The sequence below is a fragment of the Brachybacterium zhongshanense genome (assembly GCF_055385755.1).
The window spans coordinates 3,284,270-3,300,008 of the sequence record NZ_AP043790.1; the positions used below are offsets into that span (position 1 = coordinate 3,284,270).

A 15,739-nucleotide genomic window follows, 5' to 3' on the forward strand; every position below is an offset into this window, starting at 1 on the left:
CGGACGTCGACTGGCCGCGTTGACAAGCGGAGCGTTCCGACGCAGACTGGTCGCGCAACGGGTCGAAGCGCTTCGACCTTGTGCCGCGGAAGCGGAGATGTGAGGCCTGCCTTCTCGAGCGTCGAGCGTGCGATGTCGGACGCGGATCGTCGGATCCGATCGTTTCTCGAGCATCGGCGAATCGTTTAAGCCATCGACGATGCGGTCCTTGCCGTCGCTGCACCGTCGGCAGTCCGAGCGCGGCCGGCAGCCCGAGCGCCGCCGATCGGCGGCGGCACCAGCGGAACGACGACGTCCGACGAGGGGAGGCAGGACGATGGCGGCGACCATGAGCGATGTCGCGGCGCGCGCAGGCGTGGCCACGAGCACGGTCTCCTACATGCTGTCGGGGGACCGGCCGGTCTCCGCCGCCACCCGTGAACGGATCCGGGAGGCGATGGCCGAGCTGGGCTATCGCCCCAACGCGATGGCCCGCTCGCTGGCCAGCCGACGGGCGCGGGCGCTCGCCCTGCACCTGCCCGACTTCGACGTCTCCGCCGGGGAGACCGTGTTCGAGGTGGTCCGCGGTGCGCACGCCAGGGCGGCGGAGAGCGGCTACCTGCTCACCGTCTGGCCGATCGCTCGCGCCGAGTCCCCGGCCGGCCTCGTCGACCTCGTCGCCGCAGGTCATGCCGACGGCGTCATCCTGGTCGAGGTGGGTCTCGACGACGCCCGCGTCGACGCCCTGGTCGGCGCGGAGGTCCCCGTCGTCGCCGTCGGCCGCACCCGGGATCCCGAGCGTCTGAGCTTCGTGGACATCGACTTCGACGCCGCGGTCGAGAGCGCGCTCGGCGCGCTGGTCTCCTCCGGTCATCGCCGCATCGCCTTCCTCGGCCGCTCCCCGGAGCTCGAGGCCGACGGCTACGGGCCGGCCGTCCGAGCCCACGCGGCCTTCGTCCGGATCGCGGAGGAGCGGGGCCTCGACCACGTCGAGTACGCAGTCGACGCCTCGCCCGACGCCGGCCGCCGTCTGGCGCGGGAGCTGCACGCCATGGAGGCCGGGGCGTGGGCCGACGCCGTGATCGCCATGAACGACCTCGCGGTCGTCGGACTCATGAACGAGCTGCGCGTGCTCGGCGTGCGGCTGCCCGAGCAACTGTCCGTCGTCGGCGTCGTCTCCAGCCGTCGAAACGGATCGATGACAACGCCGCGCCTGACGGGCTGGCAAGCGCCGGGCGAGGCCATGGGGAGCAGCGCCGTCGACGCGCTGCTGGCGCAGCTCGAGTCCCCGGACCGGCCGCCGACCCGCGTGCTGGTCAGCTGCGAGCCATTCGACGGCGACTCGGTCGCCCCGCGCCCCGACCCTCCCCGTACCGACCCTCCCCGTACCGACCCTCCACCCACCACCCTCCAAGGAAGCAGGACGTCATGAAGCGCAGGAACTTCACCACCCTCGCCGCGGCCACCGCCCTCGGCGCCGCCGCCGCACCGGCCCTGTCGGCATGCAGCTCAGGCGGCTCCGGCGACGGCAGCTCGCTGGTCATCTGGCACTACGAGAACGACGACTCGGCGATGGGCCAGGCCTGGGCGCGCGCCATCGAGCTGTTCAAGGACGCGCACCCGGATGTCACCGTCTCCGTCGAGAAGCAGACCTTCGAGCAGCTGCAGAAGAACGCCAAGATCGTCCTGACCGGCAACGACGTCCCGGACGTGATGGAGTACAACAAGGGCAACTCCACCGCCGGGCAGCTCGCATCGCAGGGGCTCTTGGCGCCGTTGACCGATGCAGCGACCGAGAACGGCTGGGACCAGAAGCTCTCCGAGTCCCTCCAGACCACCGCGCGCTACGACGAGAACGGGCTGATGGGCTCGGGCGAGTGGTACGGGGTGCCGAACTACGGCGAGTACGTCCTCGTCTACTACAACAAGACGATGTTCGACGAGGCCGGGGTCGCGGTCCCCACCACGCTCGACGAGTTCGAGGACGTGCTGCAGACCTTCGTGGACGCCGGCACGACGCCGATCGCCACCGCAGGCGCCGAGTACCCTGCCGGTCAGCTCTGGTACCAGCTGGTCCTCGCCCACGCCGACCGGGCCTTCGTCGACGCCTACCAGCTGTTCGACGGCGACGTCGACTGGGCCGGCGACCCGATCATGTCCGGCGCCCAGCAGTTCGCCGACTGGGTGGACAAGGGCTACGTCGACGCCGACACGGCGGGCCTGACCGCCGAGGACATGGGCACCGCCTTCATCGCGGGCACCTACCCGATCATGTTCTCCGGCTCGTGGTGGTTCGGTCGCCTGGTCGCCGAGATGTCCGACGACTGGGGGCAGTTCCTGTTCCCCGGCACCGACCTGACGATCGGCTCCTCCGGCAACCTGTGGGTCGTCCCCACCAACGCCGCGAACCCCGATCTGGCCGCCGAGTTCATCGACATCACCATGTCCGACGAGGTCCAGGCGATCCTCGGCGAGACCGGCGGACTCCCGGTCACCGGCGACACCTCCACCATCGAGGACGACCGCACCCGCGAGCTCACCGAGAACTTCGCGGCCGTCAACGAGGCCGACGGCCTGGCCTTCTACCCGGACTGGCCCGTCGCAGGCTTCTACGACCAGGTCGTCAGCGCCATGCAGTCCCTGATCAACGGCTCGAAGACCCCGGCCGACGCCATGGCCGAGCTCGGCGACGCCTACACCACCGGCCGTGCCGACCTGACCGGCGAGTGACCGCCGCACGACCATCCCTCGGGAGGATCCCCATGTCCACATCCGAAGCCGCTCCGGCGGCGTCGGCCGGTTCGTCGGCGACCGGTTCGTCGGCGACCGTCGCACCGGGCGGGCCCGGAGAGCCGGGCGCCCCGGGTGCTCTGAGAGCGCGGCGGCGCCGGACCCCGCGCAGCGCCGCCGCCGGCTACTGGCCCTACCTGATCCCGGGCCTGATCGCCTTCGTCGTCGTCATCCTGGTGCCGTTCATCCTGAACATCTGGTACAGCCTGCACAGCTGGAAGGGCGGCCTCGCCCCCAAGCGCTGGGTCGGCCTGCAGAACTACATCGACCTGATGTCCGACGACGCCTTCTGGCTGTCGTTCCGCAACTCGCTCTACATGATCGGCGCCATGGTCGTGGTGCCGACGCTGGTGGGGCTGCTGCTCGCCGCGGTCCTTTTCGACTTCGTCGCCAAGCACTTCGACAGCCGCATCGCCGCGTTCCTGCGCGCGACCTACTACCTGCCCCAGATCCTCCCGGTGGCCGTCGCCGGCATCGTGTGGAACTGGGTGCTCAACGCGCAGACCGGTGCCGTGAACGTCCTGCTGCGGGGCATCGGCATCGAGAAACCGCCGAACTGGCTGGGTGATCCGTCGTTCGCCCTCTGGGCCGTGATGCTGGTGCTGATCTGGATCCAGATCGGCTATCCGACGGTGATCTTCATGTCCGCCCTGCAGCGCGTGGATCCCGAGCTGTACGAGGCGGCGGAGCTCGACGGCGCCGGCTGGTTCGCCCGCTTCCGCGCCATCACCATCCCGCAGATCTCCCCGGAGACCTTCGTGATCGTGCTGACCTGCACCATCGCCGCACTCAAGGTGTTCGCCCCGATCTACGTGCTCACCCGCGGCGGCCCGGAGAGCTCGACGCTCGTGCCGTCGTACTACTCGTACCTGAGCTTCTTCGACAAGTCGCAGGTCGGCTACGGCGCCGCGATCGCAACCGTGCTGACGCTGATCATCATCCTGATCGGCGGCGCCATCCAGGTCCTGCAGAACCGCAGCGCCCGCAAGGAAGAGGAGGGCCGCTGACATGACCGCCCAGAACATCTCCGCCGACGGCGCGCCCGCGCGCCGCACCCGCGACCGGCACCATCGCGGAGCCGCCCGCTGGTTCGTCCTCGCCGGGGCGCTGATCATCGCGCTGCTGATGGTCGCGCCGTTCCTGCTGATGCTGCTGAACGCCTTCAAGTCCCCCGCGGACTACTCGAGCGGCGGCCCGCTGTCCCTGCCGAGGGAGCTCTACTTCGACGGCCTGGTCAACTTCTGGGAGCGCGTGAACTTCCCGATCAAGCTGTGGAACTCGCTGTGGACGTCGGCGCTGGTGGCCGTGTTCGCGGTGATCCTGTCGCTGCTGAACGCCTATGCGATCGGCGTCGGCCGGGTGAAGGGCCGGCTGTGGCTGGTCGGCGTCTTCCTGATGGCGAACATGCTGCCCCAGGAGGTGCTGATCTACCCCCTGTTCGACATGGCCCGACGAGTCGGCCTCACCGACAACCCCTGGTCGATCGTCATCATCTTCACGGTCATCCAGTCGGCCTTCGGCACCTACCTGCTGGCCTCCGTGCTCGGCACGTTCCCGCCGGCGCTCCTCGAGGCCGCCCAGCTCGACGGCGCGAGCCGCTGGCAGATCCTGTGGCGGATCGTCTACCCCGTCGTCCGGCCGACGATGGCGGTGCTGATGATCTTCTTCTTCATCTGGACCTGGAACGAGTTCTTCATCCCGCTGGTCATGCTCACCAGCAACGACAACCAGACCGTCCCGATCGCGCTGTCGTCCCTCCAGGGCGATCGCATGCTCGACGTCCCCACCCTGAACGCGGGCGCCCTGGTCTCGCTGCTGCCGACGTTCATCTTCTTCCTCATCTTCCAGCGCACGCTGACCCGAGGAGTCACCGCCGGCGCCGTGAAGTAGCGGCGCAGCGCGGCCTCGTGCAGCGCGGCAGGATGCAGCAGAGCCCGATGCTCATGACGAGCATCGGGCTCTGCTGCACGCCCGGGGCGTCGGCCGACGCCCCGCGGGGTCAGGCGGTCGGTGCGGCCGCGAGGACCCGGGCCTGCTCCTGGGCCCGGACCGCGAGCTCGACGGCCTTGAACGCATGCGCCTGGGTCATGGCATTCTCGGTGCCGTTCAGGACATCGAGGATCAGCTCCCCGAAGAACGGATAGCCGACCTTGCCCGTCGCATCGATGCGATGCTCGCCCTCGCCGTCGACGAGCAGGAGCTGACCGCCGCCGTTGTCGGTGGTGACGTCGATGTACTTGCGCAGCTCCATGTAGCCGTCGGTGCCGAGGATGAAGGTGCGGCCGTCGCCCCAGGTGCGCAGACCCGCCGGGGTGAACCAGTCGACGCGCACATATCCGGAGGCGCCCGAGCTGAGGGCGATGGAGGCCTCGCCGAAGTCGTCGAGCTCGGGGTAGGCATGATGGGCGAAGTTGCCGATGGCGCTCGAGGAGATCTCGGCGTCGTCGGACCCGGTGAAGGTGAGCATCTGCTCGAAGTTGTGGGAGCCGATGTCGGTGAGGATGCCGCCGTAGCGGGCACGCTCGTAGAACCAGTCGGGTCGGGAGTCGGGATCGCCGAGGCGATGCGGACCCATGCCCATCACCTGGATGACCTTGCCGATGGCGCCGCGGTCGATGAGCTGTCCGGCGAGGACCGCGGCCTCGACGTGGATCCGCTCGGAGTAGTAGACCGAGTACTTGCGTCCGGTGCGGGCGACGGCGTCCTTCGCGGCATCGAGCTGGTCGAGGGAGATCAGCGGGGTCTTGTCGGTGAAGTAGTCCTTGCCGGCCTCCATGACGCGGATGCCCAGCGGTGCGCGATCGGCAGGCACGGCCGCGGCGGCGACGAGCTTCACCGCGGGGTCCTCGAGGATCTCCTCCTCGCTGCGGGCGACCTTCACATCGGGGAACTTCTCGACGAACGCCGCGACGCGCTCGGGCTGCGGGTCGTACACCCACGTCAGGGTGCCGCCCGCCCCGGTCAGTCCGTTGATCATGCCGTAGATGTGGCCGTGGTCGAGGTGCATCGCAGCGAACGCGATCTCCCCGGGCTCGACGACAGGGTTCGGCATCTCAGCGGGGGCGTAGTTGGCGCCTTCGGAGGCGGGCATCGCAGGATCCTTTCGGAGGAGGCGGTGGTGACGGGGTGATGGTGGTGACGGATCGGCTCAGGGGAGCCGACCGTCCCCGGGAGCTGGTCGACGGGCGGGTCGGTGCACGCTCGGACGCGCGCCGCGGTGCGAGCAGCTGTGCGCGCTCGGGTGAGCGCTCGGTTGCGTGCTCGGGTGCGCCCGAGGACTTCGCCCGGCGCTGTCGATGGTGCAGATGACGGTGCTGGGGATGTCCATGTCCATCATCGGTTCCGGTGGCCTTCCACGGTCGTCGGGGAGCGGCACGAGTCGTCCGCACCGTCGGGGAACGGCACGAGTCTTCCGCACCGGCGAGGTCCCGGGGCGAGCGTGCCACCGGTTGCCGCCCCGTGCCGGGGGCCACTCTCATCCCGCCGTCTGGCGGTGCGCGGGCGTGGCCTTCGTCCATCTCGCCTGGTCGGCGCCGCTCCATGACGCCGCCGCCCTGACTGACGGGTGCCCGACGGTCCAGTCCCTGGACGCGGGACAGCGGCCCTTCGCGTGGGGTCTGGGCCTATCGGACAGGTGGTCAGGTGGTCAGATGGCCAGGCGGACACGGTGTCCTTGGCGGTCGTGAGATCTGCGAAGGCAGGGGAGGGGCTGTTCGGCGTGGGGTGCGGGATGTGCTGCTGAGAATGGGACCTGTGCGTGACCTCAACGCCTCTCAGGCGTTGAGATCACGCAGGAGTCCCAAAGTTTGCAGGCACCCCTGTGGCAGGCACCCCTGTGGCAGGGGCGGCGGGCGGCGGGTCCGGGCGGGCAGGACGCGTCAGCCCTGGCGGGGGTCCCGCAGGGCCACGGCGTCGGGGCGCTCGACGGTGCTGACCACGTCGACGCGTCGGCCGCTCTCGGCGGACTCGAGCATCGCGTTCATGACCTCGAGCGCATGCTGGCCGAGGGCGCCGCTCGCCCGCAGACCCTCCCCGCGCTCGGCCATGTCCAGCAGGCCGATGCCGCGGGAGCCGTCGACGAAGCCGGCCGACGTCGGCACCGCCTCCCAGCCCTGACCGTCGAGCCGGTGCACGGTGACCTCCCCGGAGAAGTGGTTGGGGTCGGGGACGGCGAGGGTGCCTGCGGTGCCATGGATCTCGATCGGATGGATCCCCGTCGCGACCCCGTCGAAGCTCATGACCAGCGTCGACAGCACCCCCGACTCGTGGATCAGCACACCGGTGACATGGGTGTCCGTGGAGACCGGGATGGACTCCCCGGCGCGGGGTCCGCTGCCGATGGTGCGCTCGGCGCGGGTCCGGCTTGAGGCGCCGACGACGGCCTCGACCGGGCCGAGCAGCGTCACCAGGGCGTGGATGTAGTACGGGCCCATGTCCAGCAGGGGGCCGCCCCCGGGGACGTAGTAGAAGTCCGGGTTCGGATGCCAGCGCTCATGACCGGGAGTGATCATCGTGGCGGTCGCGGCGATGGGTGACCCGATGATGCCCTCGTCGAGGGCTGCACGGGCGGTCTGCGTGCCGGTTCCCAGGACGGTGTCCGGGGCGCAGCCCGCGAGGACGCCCGCCGCGTCGGCCGCCTCGAGCACCGCGGCGCCGTCGGCCGTGGTGACGGCGAAGGGCTTCTCCGAGTACACGTTCTTGCCTGCGGCGATGGCCTGACGGTCGACGTCGGCGTGCGCGGCGGGGATCGTCAGGTTCAGGACGGTCTCGACCTCGGGGTCGGCGATCAGCTCGTCGACCGACAGCGCGCGCACGCCCTCCCGCTCGGCGGCGACGGCCTCGGCGCGGGAGCGGTCGAGATCCGCGACCGCGACCAGCTGCAGTCCGGGAAGGGCGTCGAAGGTCGCGAGGTACTGGGCGGCGATGTTGCCGCAGCCGATCATTCCCACGCGCAGAGGTGCCGTGCTCATGCCTGTCCCTCCGCGTTCCGCTCGTCGGCCGGGACTCCGGCGTACACCGCGCGCGGACCATAGGGCTGGCCGCTGCCCCGCGCCGCCCACAGCAGACCGCGCTCGATGATCGTGCGGACGTTCGGGTCCTCCAGGACCTCCACCCGATGGCCGGGCGTGGAGACGAAGATCCGGCCCTCGCCCCATTGACGGGTCCAGATCGCCGGCGAGGTCACCGGACGCTTCCACGGGTCCCATGCGCGGACCTTCTGGGTGGTCGTCGCGAGCACGTCGATGTAGTCGTCGGCCAGCACCCAGTACTGCTCGGTGACCAGGTCGAAGTCGTCGATACCGGCGGTGATCGGATGATCGGCGGCGACCGGGAGCATGTTCACCGTGTAGGGGACGTAGTTGTCGGACTGCTCGCCCGTGCGCTCGTCGGGGTGCTTGCCGGGATGGCAGCCGAACTGGCCGCCGATCAGGGTCAGGTAGTCCGACTCGCTGCGATAGGAGTCGGCGATCCCGCCGTGCCAGCCGGCCAGCCCGGTCCCGGCCTCGACGGCGGCGCGCAGGCCCTCGAACTGGGGGCGCTCGATCGTGGACATGGTGTTGCACTGGACGATCAGGTCGACGGTGGCCATGAACTCGGCGTCGGCGTAGATCTCGGGCGAGCCCTCGACGCGGATCTCGAAGCCGTTGGCCTCGAGGAACGGGATGAACAGGTCGGTCGCCTCGATCGGCTGGTGGCCGTCCCAGCCGCCGCGCACGACGAGCGCGCGGCGGGGTGCGGTGGTGGGGTCCTGGGTCATGCGTGAGCTCCTGGATGCGTCTCTGGGTGCTTCGGGTGGGGTGCTTCTCCGGGGGTGCCGCGGGCCGACCCGCGGTCAGGCGCCGACGGTGTGCCAGCGCGAGTCGTCGTCGGCGCTGGCCTCGACCGCGGCGAGCACGCGCTGGACTTGCAGCGCCTCGGCGAAGGACGGGGAGGGATCCTCCCCCTTGCCGATCGCGCGCACGAGGTCGGCGATCTCGTGGGTGAAGGTGTGCTCGTAGCCGAGCCCGTGACCGGTGGGCCACCAGGCGGCCGCGTAGGGATGCTCGGGCTCGGTGGTGAGGACCCGCGTGAAGCCCTGTCGGCCTGCGGGCGCGGTCGCGTCGCAGATCTCGAGCTCGTTCATGCGCTCGAAGTCGAAGGCGATCGAGCCGGCGGAGCCGTTGATCTCGATGCGCATCGCGTTCTTGCGTCCGGTGGCCATGCGGGTCGCCTCGAAGGAGCCCAGCACGCCCGAGGGGAAGCGGGCGGTGAACAGGGCGACGTCGTCGACCGTGACCTGGTCGCGCTCGCCGGAGGCGTCGCCCCGGCCGCCCAGACCCTGCATGTCGCCGGCGGCCGGTCGGGTCGGGACGACGGTCTGCAGGGTGCCGGAGACCGCGGCGACGTCCTGGCCGCTGATCCACTGGGCCAGGTCGATGACATGCGCCCCGATGTCTCCGAGCGCCCCGGAGCCCGCCCTGTCCTTCTGCAGACGCCAGGTCATCGGGGCGTCGGCGTCGGCCAGCCAGTCCTGGAGGTACTGGCAGCGGATCTGATGGATCTCGCCGACGACGCCCTCGGCCACCAGCTGCCGGGCATAGGCGAGCGCCGGGGTGCGACGGTAGCTGAACCCGCAGATCGAGCGGATCCCTCGGGCGGAGGCCGCCGCCGCGGCGTCGGCCATCTCCTCGGACTCCGCGACGGAGTTCGCCAGCGGCTTCTCGCACAGCACATGCTTGCCGGCCGCGAGCGCGGCCAGGGCGATCTCGCGGTGGGTGTCGCCGGGGGTGCAGATGTCGATCACGTCGATCGTCGGATCCTCGACGAGGTCCTGCCAGCGCGTGGCCGAGCCGGCGAAGCCGAAGCGCTCGGCCGCCGCGGCGACGCCCTCGGGGCTGCGCCCGGCGATCGCCGTCAGCTCCGGGACCAGCGGCAGGTCGAAGAAGCGGTGCGCCGTGCGCCAGGCATGCGCATGGGCGGCGCCCATGAAGCCGTAGCCGACCATGCCGACCCGCAGAGGTCGGGCGGGGCCGGGTCCGGCGTCGGCCGACGGAGCGGCTGCGGCCGACGGGGCGGCGGGGGGCGATGGTGTCACGGGTGTGCTCACTGTTCTCCTCGTCCTCGAGGTGCTCGGTGGTGCGGTCTCGTGAGGCCTCCGCGCGGATCTGCAGCGCGGGCAGCTGTCGAGCACTGTCTTAGTTGCTTTCGCTTACTTTACATGTCGCCGGCCGCGGCGGGTAGGGGGCCCTCCAGAGGGAGGCCCGAGAGGCGCATGGGCCTGACATGCGCAGAACTCGCGCGCGCCGGTGGCACGACCGTCGGGCGGCGGAACGGTTGACCGTCCGGCGCGCCTCTACTAGTCTCCAACGGAACGAAACCTTGCGGAAAAGTTTTGTCCCAACATCGGAAACGGTTCTCGTGCCAGCGGGGCGCAGGGGGCGACGACGCCGTCGCCCGCCCAGCGCCCGTCCGCGATCGGGGCCGCGAAGGAGCACCTATGACCACCCCGCTGTGGAACGACCCGACGCAGGACGTCGACGCGCGTGTCGACGCGCTGCTCGCGGACCTCACGCTCGAGGAGAAGATCGGCCAGCTCGGCAGCTACTGGCGGCGCCCCGGGCCCGAGGGCGGGGACGACGGCGAGAGCGGGGGCGGCTTCGCCCCCATGCAGTCCAGCTTCGACGAGGACCGCGACCCGTTCGACGCTGCGATCGCCCACGGTCTCGGCCAGATCACCCGCGCCTTCGGCTCCGCCCCCGTCGACGTGGCCGATGGTCTCGCGCAGCTGCGCGAGATGCAGTCCGCCGTCGTCGCCGCCTCCCCCCACGGCATCCCCGCGATCGTCCACGAGGAGTGCCTGACCGGATTCATGACCCACGGCGCCACCACGTATCCCGCGGCGATCGCCTGGGGCGCCACCTTCTCGCCCGAGCTCGTCGGCGCGATGGCCCGCCGGATCGGCGAGGACATGGCCGCCGTCGGCATCCATCAGGGCCTCTCGCCGGTGCTCGACATCGTGCGCGACTACCGCTGGGGACGCATCGAGGAGACCATGGGCGAGGATCCGCACCTCACCGGCACCCTCGCCACCGCCTACGTCCAGGGTCTGCAGTCCGCAGGCGTCATCGCGACGCTCAAGCACTTCGCCGGCCATGCCGCCTCCCGGGCAGGCCGCAACCACGCGCCCGTGTCCATCGGCATGCGCGAGCTGCACGACGTCGACCTCGTGCCCTTCGAGATGGCGGTCCGGGAGGGCGGCGCCCGCTCGGTCATGAACTCCTACGCCGACATCGACGGCGTCGCCCCCGCCGCGAGCCGCTGGCTGCTGACCGACCTGCTGCGCGGGACCTGGGGCTTCGACGGGACCGTCGTCTCCGACTACTGGGCGGTGAACTTCCTGGAGTCCATGCACCGCGTCGTCGGCTCCACCCGGGAGGCGGCGGTGACGACGCTGCGCGCCGGCATGGACGTCGAGCTGCCCGAGACCAGCACCTTCCCCGAGCTGCGGGACGCGATCGCCGCCGGAGAGCTCGAAGAGGGCGAGCTCGACGTCGCCGTCCGCCGCGTGCTGCGGCACAAGGTCGAGCTCGGGCTGCTGGATCCGGACTACGACCCCGCGCACGTCGGCCGGGAGATCGACCTCGACTCGGCCGCGGGCAGGGACCTCGCCCGGGAGCTCGCGGAGGAGTCCGTCGTGCTGCTCGCGGACGACGGGATCCTCCCGCTCGCCGCTGACGGACCGCACGGACGCGGCGGACGCCTCGGCGCCCCCTCCCGCATCGCCCTGATCGGCCCCGCCGCCGACGACGGGCGCTCCTTCCTCGGCTGCTACAGCTTCACCAACCATGTGCTCTCCCGGACCGACCCGCTGGGCACCTCCGTCCCCGTGCCGACCCTCGCCGAGGCGCTCGCCGCGGAGCTGCCCGCGGCGGCGCTCGCGACGGTCGCCGGCACGGGCTTCATGGATGCCGACGTCTCCGGGATCCCCGCGGCGGTCGCCGCCGCCGAGGCCGCCGACGTGGCGATCCTCGCCGTCGGCGACAAGGCCGGCATGTTCGGCACCGGCACCTCCGGGGAGGGCTGCGATGTGGCCGATCTGCGTCTGCCGGGCGCCCAGCACGAGCTGGTCGAGGCGGTCCTCGCCACCGGGACGCCCGTCGTGCTGGTGCTGGTCACCGGCCGCCCGTACGCGATCGGGGAGTACGCGGACCGCTGCGCCGCGATCGTGCAGGCCTTCATGCCCGGCGAGGAGGGCGGCGGCGCGATCGCCGGCGTGCTCTCGGGCCGGGTCAACCCGTCCGGCCGTCTGCCGATCGGCATCCCCGGCGGCATGGGCGGCCAGCCCGGCACCTATCTGGCGTCCGTGCTCGCCTGGGTCAGCGAGGGGATCTCCAACATCGATCCCCAGCCGCTGTTCCCGTTCGGCCATGGCCTCGGCTACTCGCGGTTCGAGTACTCCGACCTGAGCATCGAGGCCGACGGCTCCGGCGGCTCCTCCGACCGGATCGCCCCCGACGGCGCCGTCGAGATCTCGGCCCTGGTCAGCAACGTCTCCGATCGCGACGGCAAGGAGGTCGTGCAGCTGTACCTCTCCGACCCCGTCGCCTCCGTGGTCCGCCCGCTCAAGCGCCTGGTCGGCTTCACGAAGGTCGCGATCCCGGCGCGCAGCAGCGTCCGGGTCACCTTCCGCCTGCACGCGGACCGCGCATCGTTCGTCGGCCCCGACCTGCGCCGCATCGTCGAGCCCGGCGAGCTGCGCGTGCGGCTCGGCCGCTCGAGCGAGGACGCCGAGCTCGAGGGTGCCATCCACGTCGTCGGACCCGTGCGCGTCATCGACGGCGAGCGGATGCTGTCCACGCCGGTCGAGGTGGCCCCGGTCGGGCCGGCGGCGGTCCGGTCGGGTCCGCTCGCCCCGTCCGATCCCTCCGAGGCGCCGTCCGTGCCGGTCTGATGCGATCCGTGCAGGTGAACCTGATGCGCACCGCTCCGATCCACGGACGGTCCCGTGCCGCGCAGCCGCCATCGGATCCCGGTGGCCCGCCTGCCGCGGTCCGGCTCTGCGGCGAGGGGGCGCCACTATGAGCGATCCCGCTCGCAGGAGCGTCCCCGCGCGGGACGATCGGAGCACCTTCACGCGTGTCACCGAAGGCGTGTACTGGGTGCTCGTGATCGGTCTGCTGCTGATCGTCGCGACGCTCCCCACCATCGTGACCTGGATGCTCCTCCCGCGGGACATGAGCAGCGTCCCGCTCTACGGGGTGTCCGCGCTCTTCGTGCCACCGGCTCTCTCCGCCGCCCTCTTCGCCTGGAGCCGCCGCGCCGAGGACCCGGATCCCGTCCCCCTGAAGGTCTTCGTGCGCGGGTACCGGGTCAATCTGAGGGACTCCCTCGGGATCGGGGCTCCGACGCTGCTGATCCTCGGGGTGCTCGCGATCAACCTCGCCGGCGGCGCGAGCGCCGGCACGACGGGCCTCGGGCCGCTGTTCATCGTGCTGGCGGTCCTCGTGCTGCTGATCGCTGCGAGAGCGCTGTCGATCTCCTCGCGGCTCGGATTCCGGCTCCGAGATGTGCTGCGACTGTCCGTGTTCTCGCTGCTCACGATGCCGCTGCGGACGCTCGCACTGGTCTCGCTCGGCGTCCTCACAGCGGGGATCAGCCTGTACATCGGCGACTTCGCCGTGGCGATCCTCGGGGCACCGCTGACCTTCGGCCTGTGGTGGTCCGAGCAGCCGGTCCTCTCCCGGTTGCGGCGCGAGTTCGTCGACGCCGACGCCGACGTCGACGCCGACGCCGACTCCGACGCAGACCCCGACGAGGCGGAAAGGACGGGATGAGCGCTGCGGGACCGGTGTCCGGTCGCGCCATCGTGGACAGCAGCCCGGATCAGCCCCCAGAGGGTGGCGAAAGTTTTAGGCCTGACGACAAGGGTCGTTGCCAGAATGTTATGCGGACGAGGCGCGAGTCCGAAACGGTTCGACGACCACTTTTGGGATGACGATGCAGGTGAGAGGTGCCTAGCCCCGGACCCCATGCAGTATTGGCCGATGATGCGAAAGATTCTTGACCATCGCGAGGTCGCGCGCTAGGTTTACGAACAAGCTAAAACTTGCGGAAAAGTATCTAGCTGTTCGTCGGGCCGCAGTGCCGCCCCCCGACCCTCGATTCGACCCGGTTCCGCACCGAAGCCCGATCCGGCTGGGCCGCTGTCGGCCCGGACGTCCCCCGCAGTCCCGCAGCATCAGCACTTTCCCCATCGCACAGACCTCCCGGCTCGCCGGGATCCGCAGCACCGACCAGGAGATGACGATGACGACATCGAACCCCTTCCACATGTCCCCGAGCCGCCGCGGCTTCGTCGGCATGTCCGCCGCCGCCTTCGCGAGCGTCGCGCTGGCCGCCTGCGGCGGAGGCGACGACGACCAGGCGGCCGACGTGTCGACGCAGAACGTCGGAGCCATGGATGACTTCGCCGCCGACGCGCAGTTCACCGCGACCGAGCCCATCAAGATCTCGATGCTGTGGACCGACTGGCCCGACGTCCCGATCGAGAGCAGCTGGCGGATCTTCGACCTCATCCAGGAGCTCACGGACGTCGAGCTCGAGCTGACCAACATCCCCTACAGCGACGCGACCGAGAAGCGCAACCTCCTGATCAGCGCCGGCGATGCCCCGACCCTCATCCCCCTCGTCTACAGCGGCGAGGACGCGCCCTTCGTCTCCTCCGGCGCGGTCGTGCCGCTGAGCGACTACGTCGAGCACATGCCGAACTTCCAGAAGTATGTCGAGGAATGGGATCTCGGCGAGATGATGGAGAGCCTCAAGCAGGCCGACGGGAAGTACTACATGCTCCCGGGCCTCCAGGAGGTCTCCGTCCCCGTGTTCACCCTCGTGGTGCGGAAGGACGTGTTCGAGGAGGTCGCCGGCGGCGTCCCGGACAGCTGGGAGGAGCTGCGGGACGCACTGGGGGCGATCAAGGAGAAGTACCCGGACTCGAAGCCCCTCGCCGACGGGTTCGAGGCGCAGTCGATGCTGAACTACGCCTCCCACGCCTTCGGCACCCGTGCCGGGTGGGGCTTCGGCGGCGGCGTCATCGACGGCGAGGGCGACGAGCTGGTCTATGCCGCCTCCACCGACGAGTACAAGCAGATGGTCGAGTTCTTCCACGAGCTCGTCGTCGACGGGCTGCTGGACACCGAGTCTCTGACCGCGTCGAACGACGGCAGCGGCGGAGGGGACGTGAGCGAGAAGTTCGCCGCCGAGACCTGCTTCGCGGCCTCGGGATCCTCGGGGACGGCGATCGAGTTCGCCCAGGCGCTGAACGAGACTGTCGGAAGCGGGAACTATGAGGTCACTCTGATCCCGCCGCCCTCCGGTCCCGCCGGGAGCAATGTCGAGCCCCGCAACTTCTGGCACGGCTTCATGCTCAGCTCGGATGTCCTGAACTCGGAGAACTTCCTGGCCACCCTGCAGTTCGTGGATTGGCTGTACTACAACCCCGACGCCCGGGAGATGCTCCGCTGGGGCGAGAAGGACGTCACCTACACGAAGGCCGACGACGGGACGATCGCGCTGGCCGACGGCTACTCGCTCGACGACTTCGAGATCAACAAGGGCGCCGACACCGACATCAAGCAGGATCTCGGCTTCTCGACCTTCCCGGCGGAGTCCACCGAGTCCCGCGCGCTCAAGGAGTCCTACTCGACTGACGCCTTCGTCGCCTACATCGACGAGGTCCTCACCCAGCGCACACCGAGGGACCCCTTCCCGCCGGCCCCGCTGGACGAGTCCGAGCTCGAGCAGGCTTCGCTCCTGTCCACGCCGCTCAAGGACGCGGTCGACACCGCGACCCTGCAGTTCGTGATGGGGGAGCGCGACCTGAGCGAATGGGATGCGTTCCAGGGCGAGCTCGAGGCCGCCGGCCTCTCCCGCTACATGGAGCTCATGAACACCGCGCGCACGCGCTTCGTCGAGGCCAACGGCTGAGACGCGG

At 70.4% G+C, this 15,739-nt stretch carries 11 protein-coding genes; 7 read left to right on the plus strand and 4 right to left on the minus strand.

What is annotated here, in order from left to right; genetic code table 11:
* Positions 1–328 precede the first annotated feature (328 nt).
* The 4 genes from ACZ5AJ_RS14630 to ACZ5AJ_RS14645 are packed head-to-tail and all read left to right on the plus strand — an operon-like array spanning position 329 to position 4,659.
* On the plus strand, positions 329–1,411 hold the full coding sequence (locus ACZ5AJ_RS14630) for a LacI family DNA-binding transcriptional regulator (RefSeq protein ID WP_464135771.1): 1,083 nt from the start codon (positions 329–331) through the stop codon (positions 1,409–1,411).
* Entirely contained in the window at positions 1,408–2,709 is a 1,302-nt protein-coding gene (locus tag ACZ5AJ_RS14635; protein ID WP_464135772.1) for an ABC transporter substrate-binding protein, read from the plus strand. Before ACZ5AJ_RS14630 ends, ACZ5AJ_RS14635 begins: the two co-directional genes overlap by 4 nt.
* A gap of 32 nt (positions 2,710–2,741) precedes the next feature.
* A complete protein-coding gene (locus ACZ5AJ_RS14640) occupies positions 2,742–3,776 on the plus strand; it encodes a carbohydrate ABC transporter permease (RefSeq protein ID WP_464135773.1) in 1,035 nt (344 codons plus the stop codon).
* A gap of 1 nt (position 3,777) precedes the next feature.
* Entirely contained in the window at positions 3,778–4,659 is an 882-nt protein-coding gene (locus tag ACZ5AJ_RS14645; protein WP_464135774.1) for a carbohydrate ABC transporter permease, read from the plus strand.
* A 109-nt stretch (positions 4,660–4,768) separates the two neighbouring features.
* Here ACZ5AJ_RS14645 and ACZ5AJ_RS14650 read toward each other — a convergent pair whose 3' ends face one another.
* From ACZ5AJ_RS14650 to ACZ5AJ_RS14665, 4 genes are all read right to left on the minus strand, one after another.
* Entirely contained in the window at positions 4,769–5,860 is a 1,092-nt protein-coding gene (locus ACZ5AJ_RS14650) for a Gfo/Idh/MocA family protein (RefSeq protein ID WP_464135775.1), read from the minus strand.
* A 787-nt stretch (positions 5,861–6,647) separates the two neighbouring features.
* On the minus strand, positions 6,648–7,739 hold the full coding sequence (locus ACZ5AJ_RS14655) for a Gfo/Idh/MocA family protein (protein ID WP_464135776.1): 1,092 nt from the start codon (positions 7,737–7,739) through the stop codon (positions 6,648–6,650).
* Positions 7,736–8,527 carry a ThuA domain-containing protein gene (locus tag ACZ5AJ_RS14660; RefSeq protein ID WP_464135777.1) on the minus strand — a complete coding sequence of 264 codons (792 nt, stop codon included), beginning with the start codon at positions 8,525–8,527 and terminating at the stop codon, positions 7,736–7,738. Before ACZ5AJ_RS14660 ends, ACZ5AJ_RS14655 begins: the two co-directional genes overlap by 4 nt.
* A gap of 75 nt (positions 8,528–8,602) precedes the next feature.
* Complete coding sequence (locus ACZ5AJ_RS14665) at positions 8,603–9,754, minus strand: Gfo/Idh/MocA family protein (protein WP_464138780.1); 1,152 nt, start codon at positions 9,752–9,754, stop codon at positions 8,603–8,605.
* A gap of 492 nt (positions 9,755–10,246) precedes the next feature.
* Here ACZ5AJ_RS14665 and ACZ5AJ_RS14670 point away from each other — a divergent pair, with 492 nt between their 5' ends.
* From ACZ5AJ_RS14670 to ACZ5AJ_RS14680, 3 genes are all read left to right on the plus strand, one after another.
* Complete coding sequence (locus tag ACZ5AJ_RS14670; RefSeq protein ID WP_464135778.1) at positions 10,247–12,700, plus strand: beta-glucosidase; 2,454 nt, start codon at positions 10,247–10,249, stop codon at positions 12,698–12,700.
* Between the two features lie 127 nt (positions 12,701–12,827).
* On the plus strand, positions 12,828–13,583 hold the full coding sequence (locus tag ACZ5AJ_RS14675; RefSeq protein WP_464135779.1) for a DUF624 domain-containing protein: 756 nt from the start codon (positions 12,828–12,830) through the stop codon (positions 13,581–13,583).
* Between the two features lie 472 nt (positions 13,584–14,055).
* Positions 14,056–15,732, plus strand: a complete 1,677-nt coding sequence (locus tag ACZ5AJ_RS14680) for an ABC transporter substrate-binding protein (protein ID WP_464135780.1) — start codon at positions 14,056–14,058, stop codon at positions 15,730–15,732.
* Positions 15,733–15,739 lie beyond the last annotated feature (7 nt).

Coding starts and splice junctions, on each gene's coding strand:
- ACZ5AJ_RS14630 (WP_464135771.1), top strand. CDS start 329: ATGAGCGATGTCGCGGCGCGCGCAGGCGTGGCCACGAGCACGGTCTCC.
- ACZ5AJ_RS14635 (WP_464135772.1), top strand. CDS start 1,408: ATGAAGCGCAGGAACTTCACCACCCTCGCCGCGGCCACCGCCCTCGGC.
- ACZ5AJ_RS14640 (WP_464135773.1), top strand. CDS start 2,742: ATGTCCACATCCGAAGCCGCTCCGGCGGCGTCGGCCGGTTCGTCGGCG.
- ACZ5AJ_RS14645 (WP_464135774.1), top strand. CDS start 3,778: ATGACCGCCCAGAACATCTCCGCCGACGGCGCGCCCGCGCGCCGCACC.
- ACZ5AJ_RS14650 (WP_464135775.1), bottom strand. CDS start 5,860: ATGCCCGCCTCCGAAGGCGCCAACTACGCCCCCGCTGAGATGCCGAAC.
- ACZ5AJ_RS14655 (WP_464135776.1), bottom strand. CDS start 7,739: ATGAGCACGGCACCTCTGCGCGTGGGAATGATCGGCTGCGGCAACATC.
- ACZ5AJ_RS14660 (WP_464135777.1), bottom strand. CDS start 8,527: ATGACCCAGGACCCCACCACCGCACCCCGCCGCGCGCTCGTCGTGCGC.
- ACZ5AJ_RS14665 (WP_464138780.1), bottom strand. CDS start 9,754: ATGGTCGGCTACGGCTTCATGGGCGCCGCCCATGCGCATGCCTGGCGC.
- ACZ5AJ_RS14670 (WP_464135778.1), top strand. CDS start 10,247: ATGACCACCCCGCTGTGGAACGACCCGACGCAGGACGTCGACGCGCGT.
- ACZ5AJ_RS14675 (WP_464135779.1), top strand. CDS start 12,828: ATGAGCGATCCCGCTCGCAGGAGCGTCCCCGCGCGGGACGATCGGAGC.
- ACZ5AJ_RS14680 (WP_464135780.1), top strand. CDS start 14,056: ATGACGACATCGAACCCCTTCCACATGTCCCCGAGCCGCCGCGGCTTC.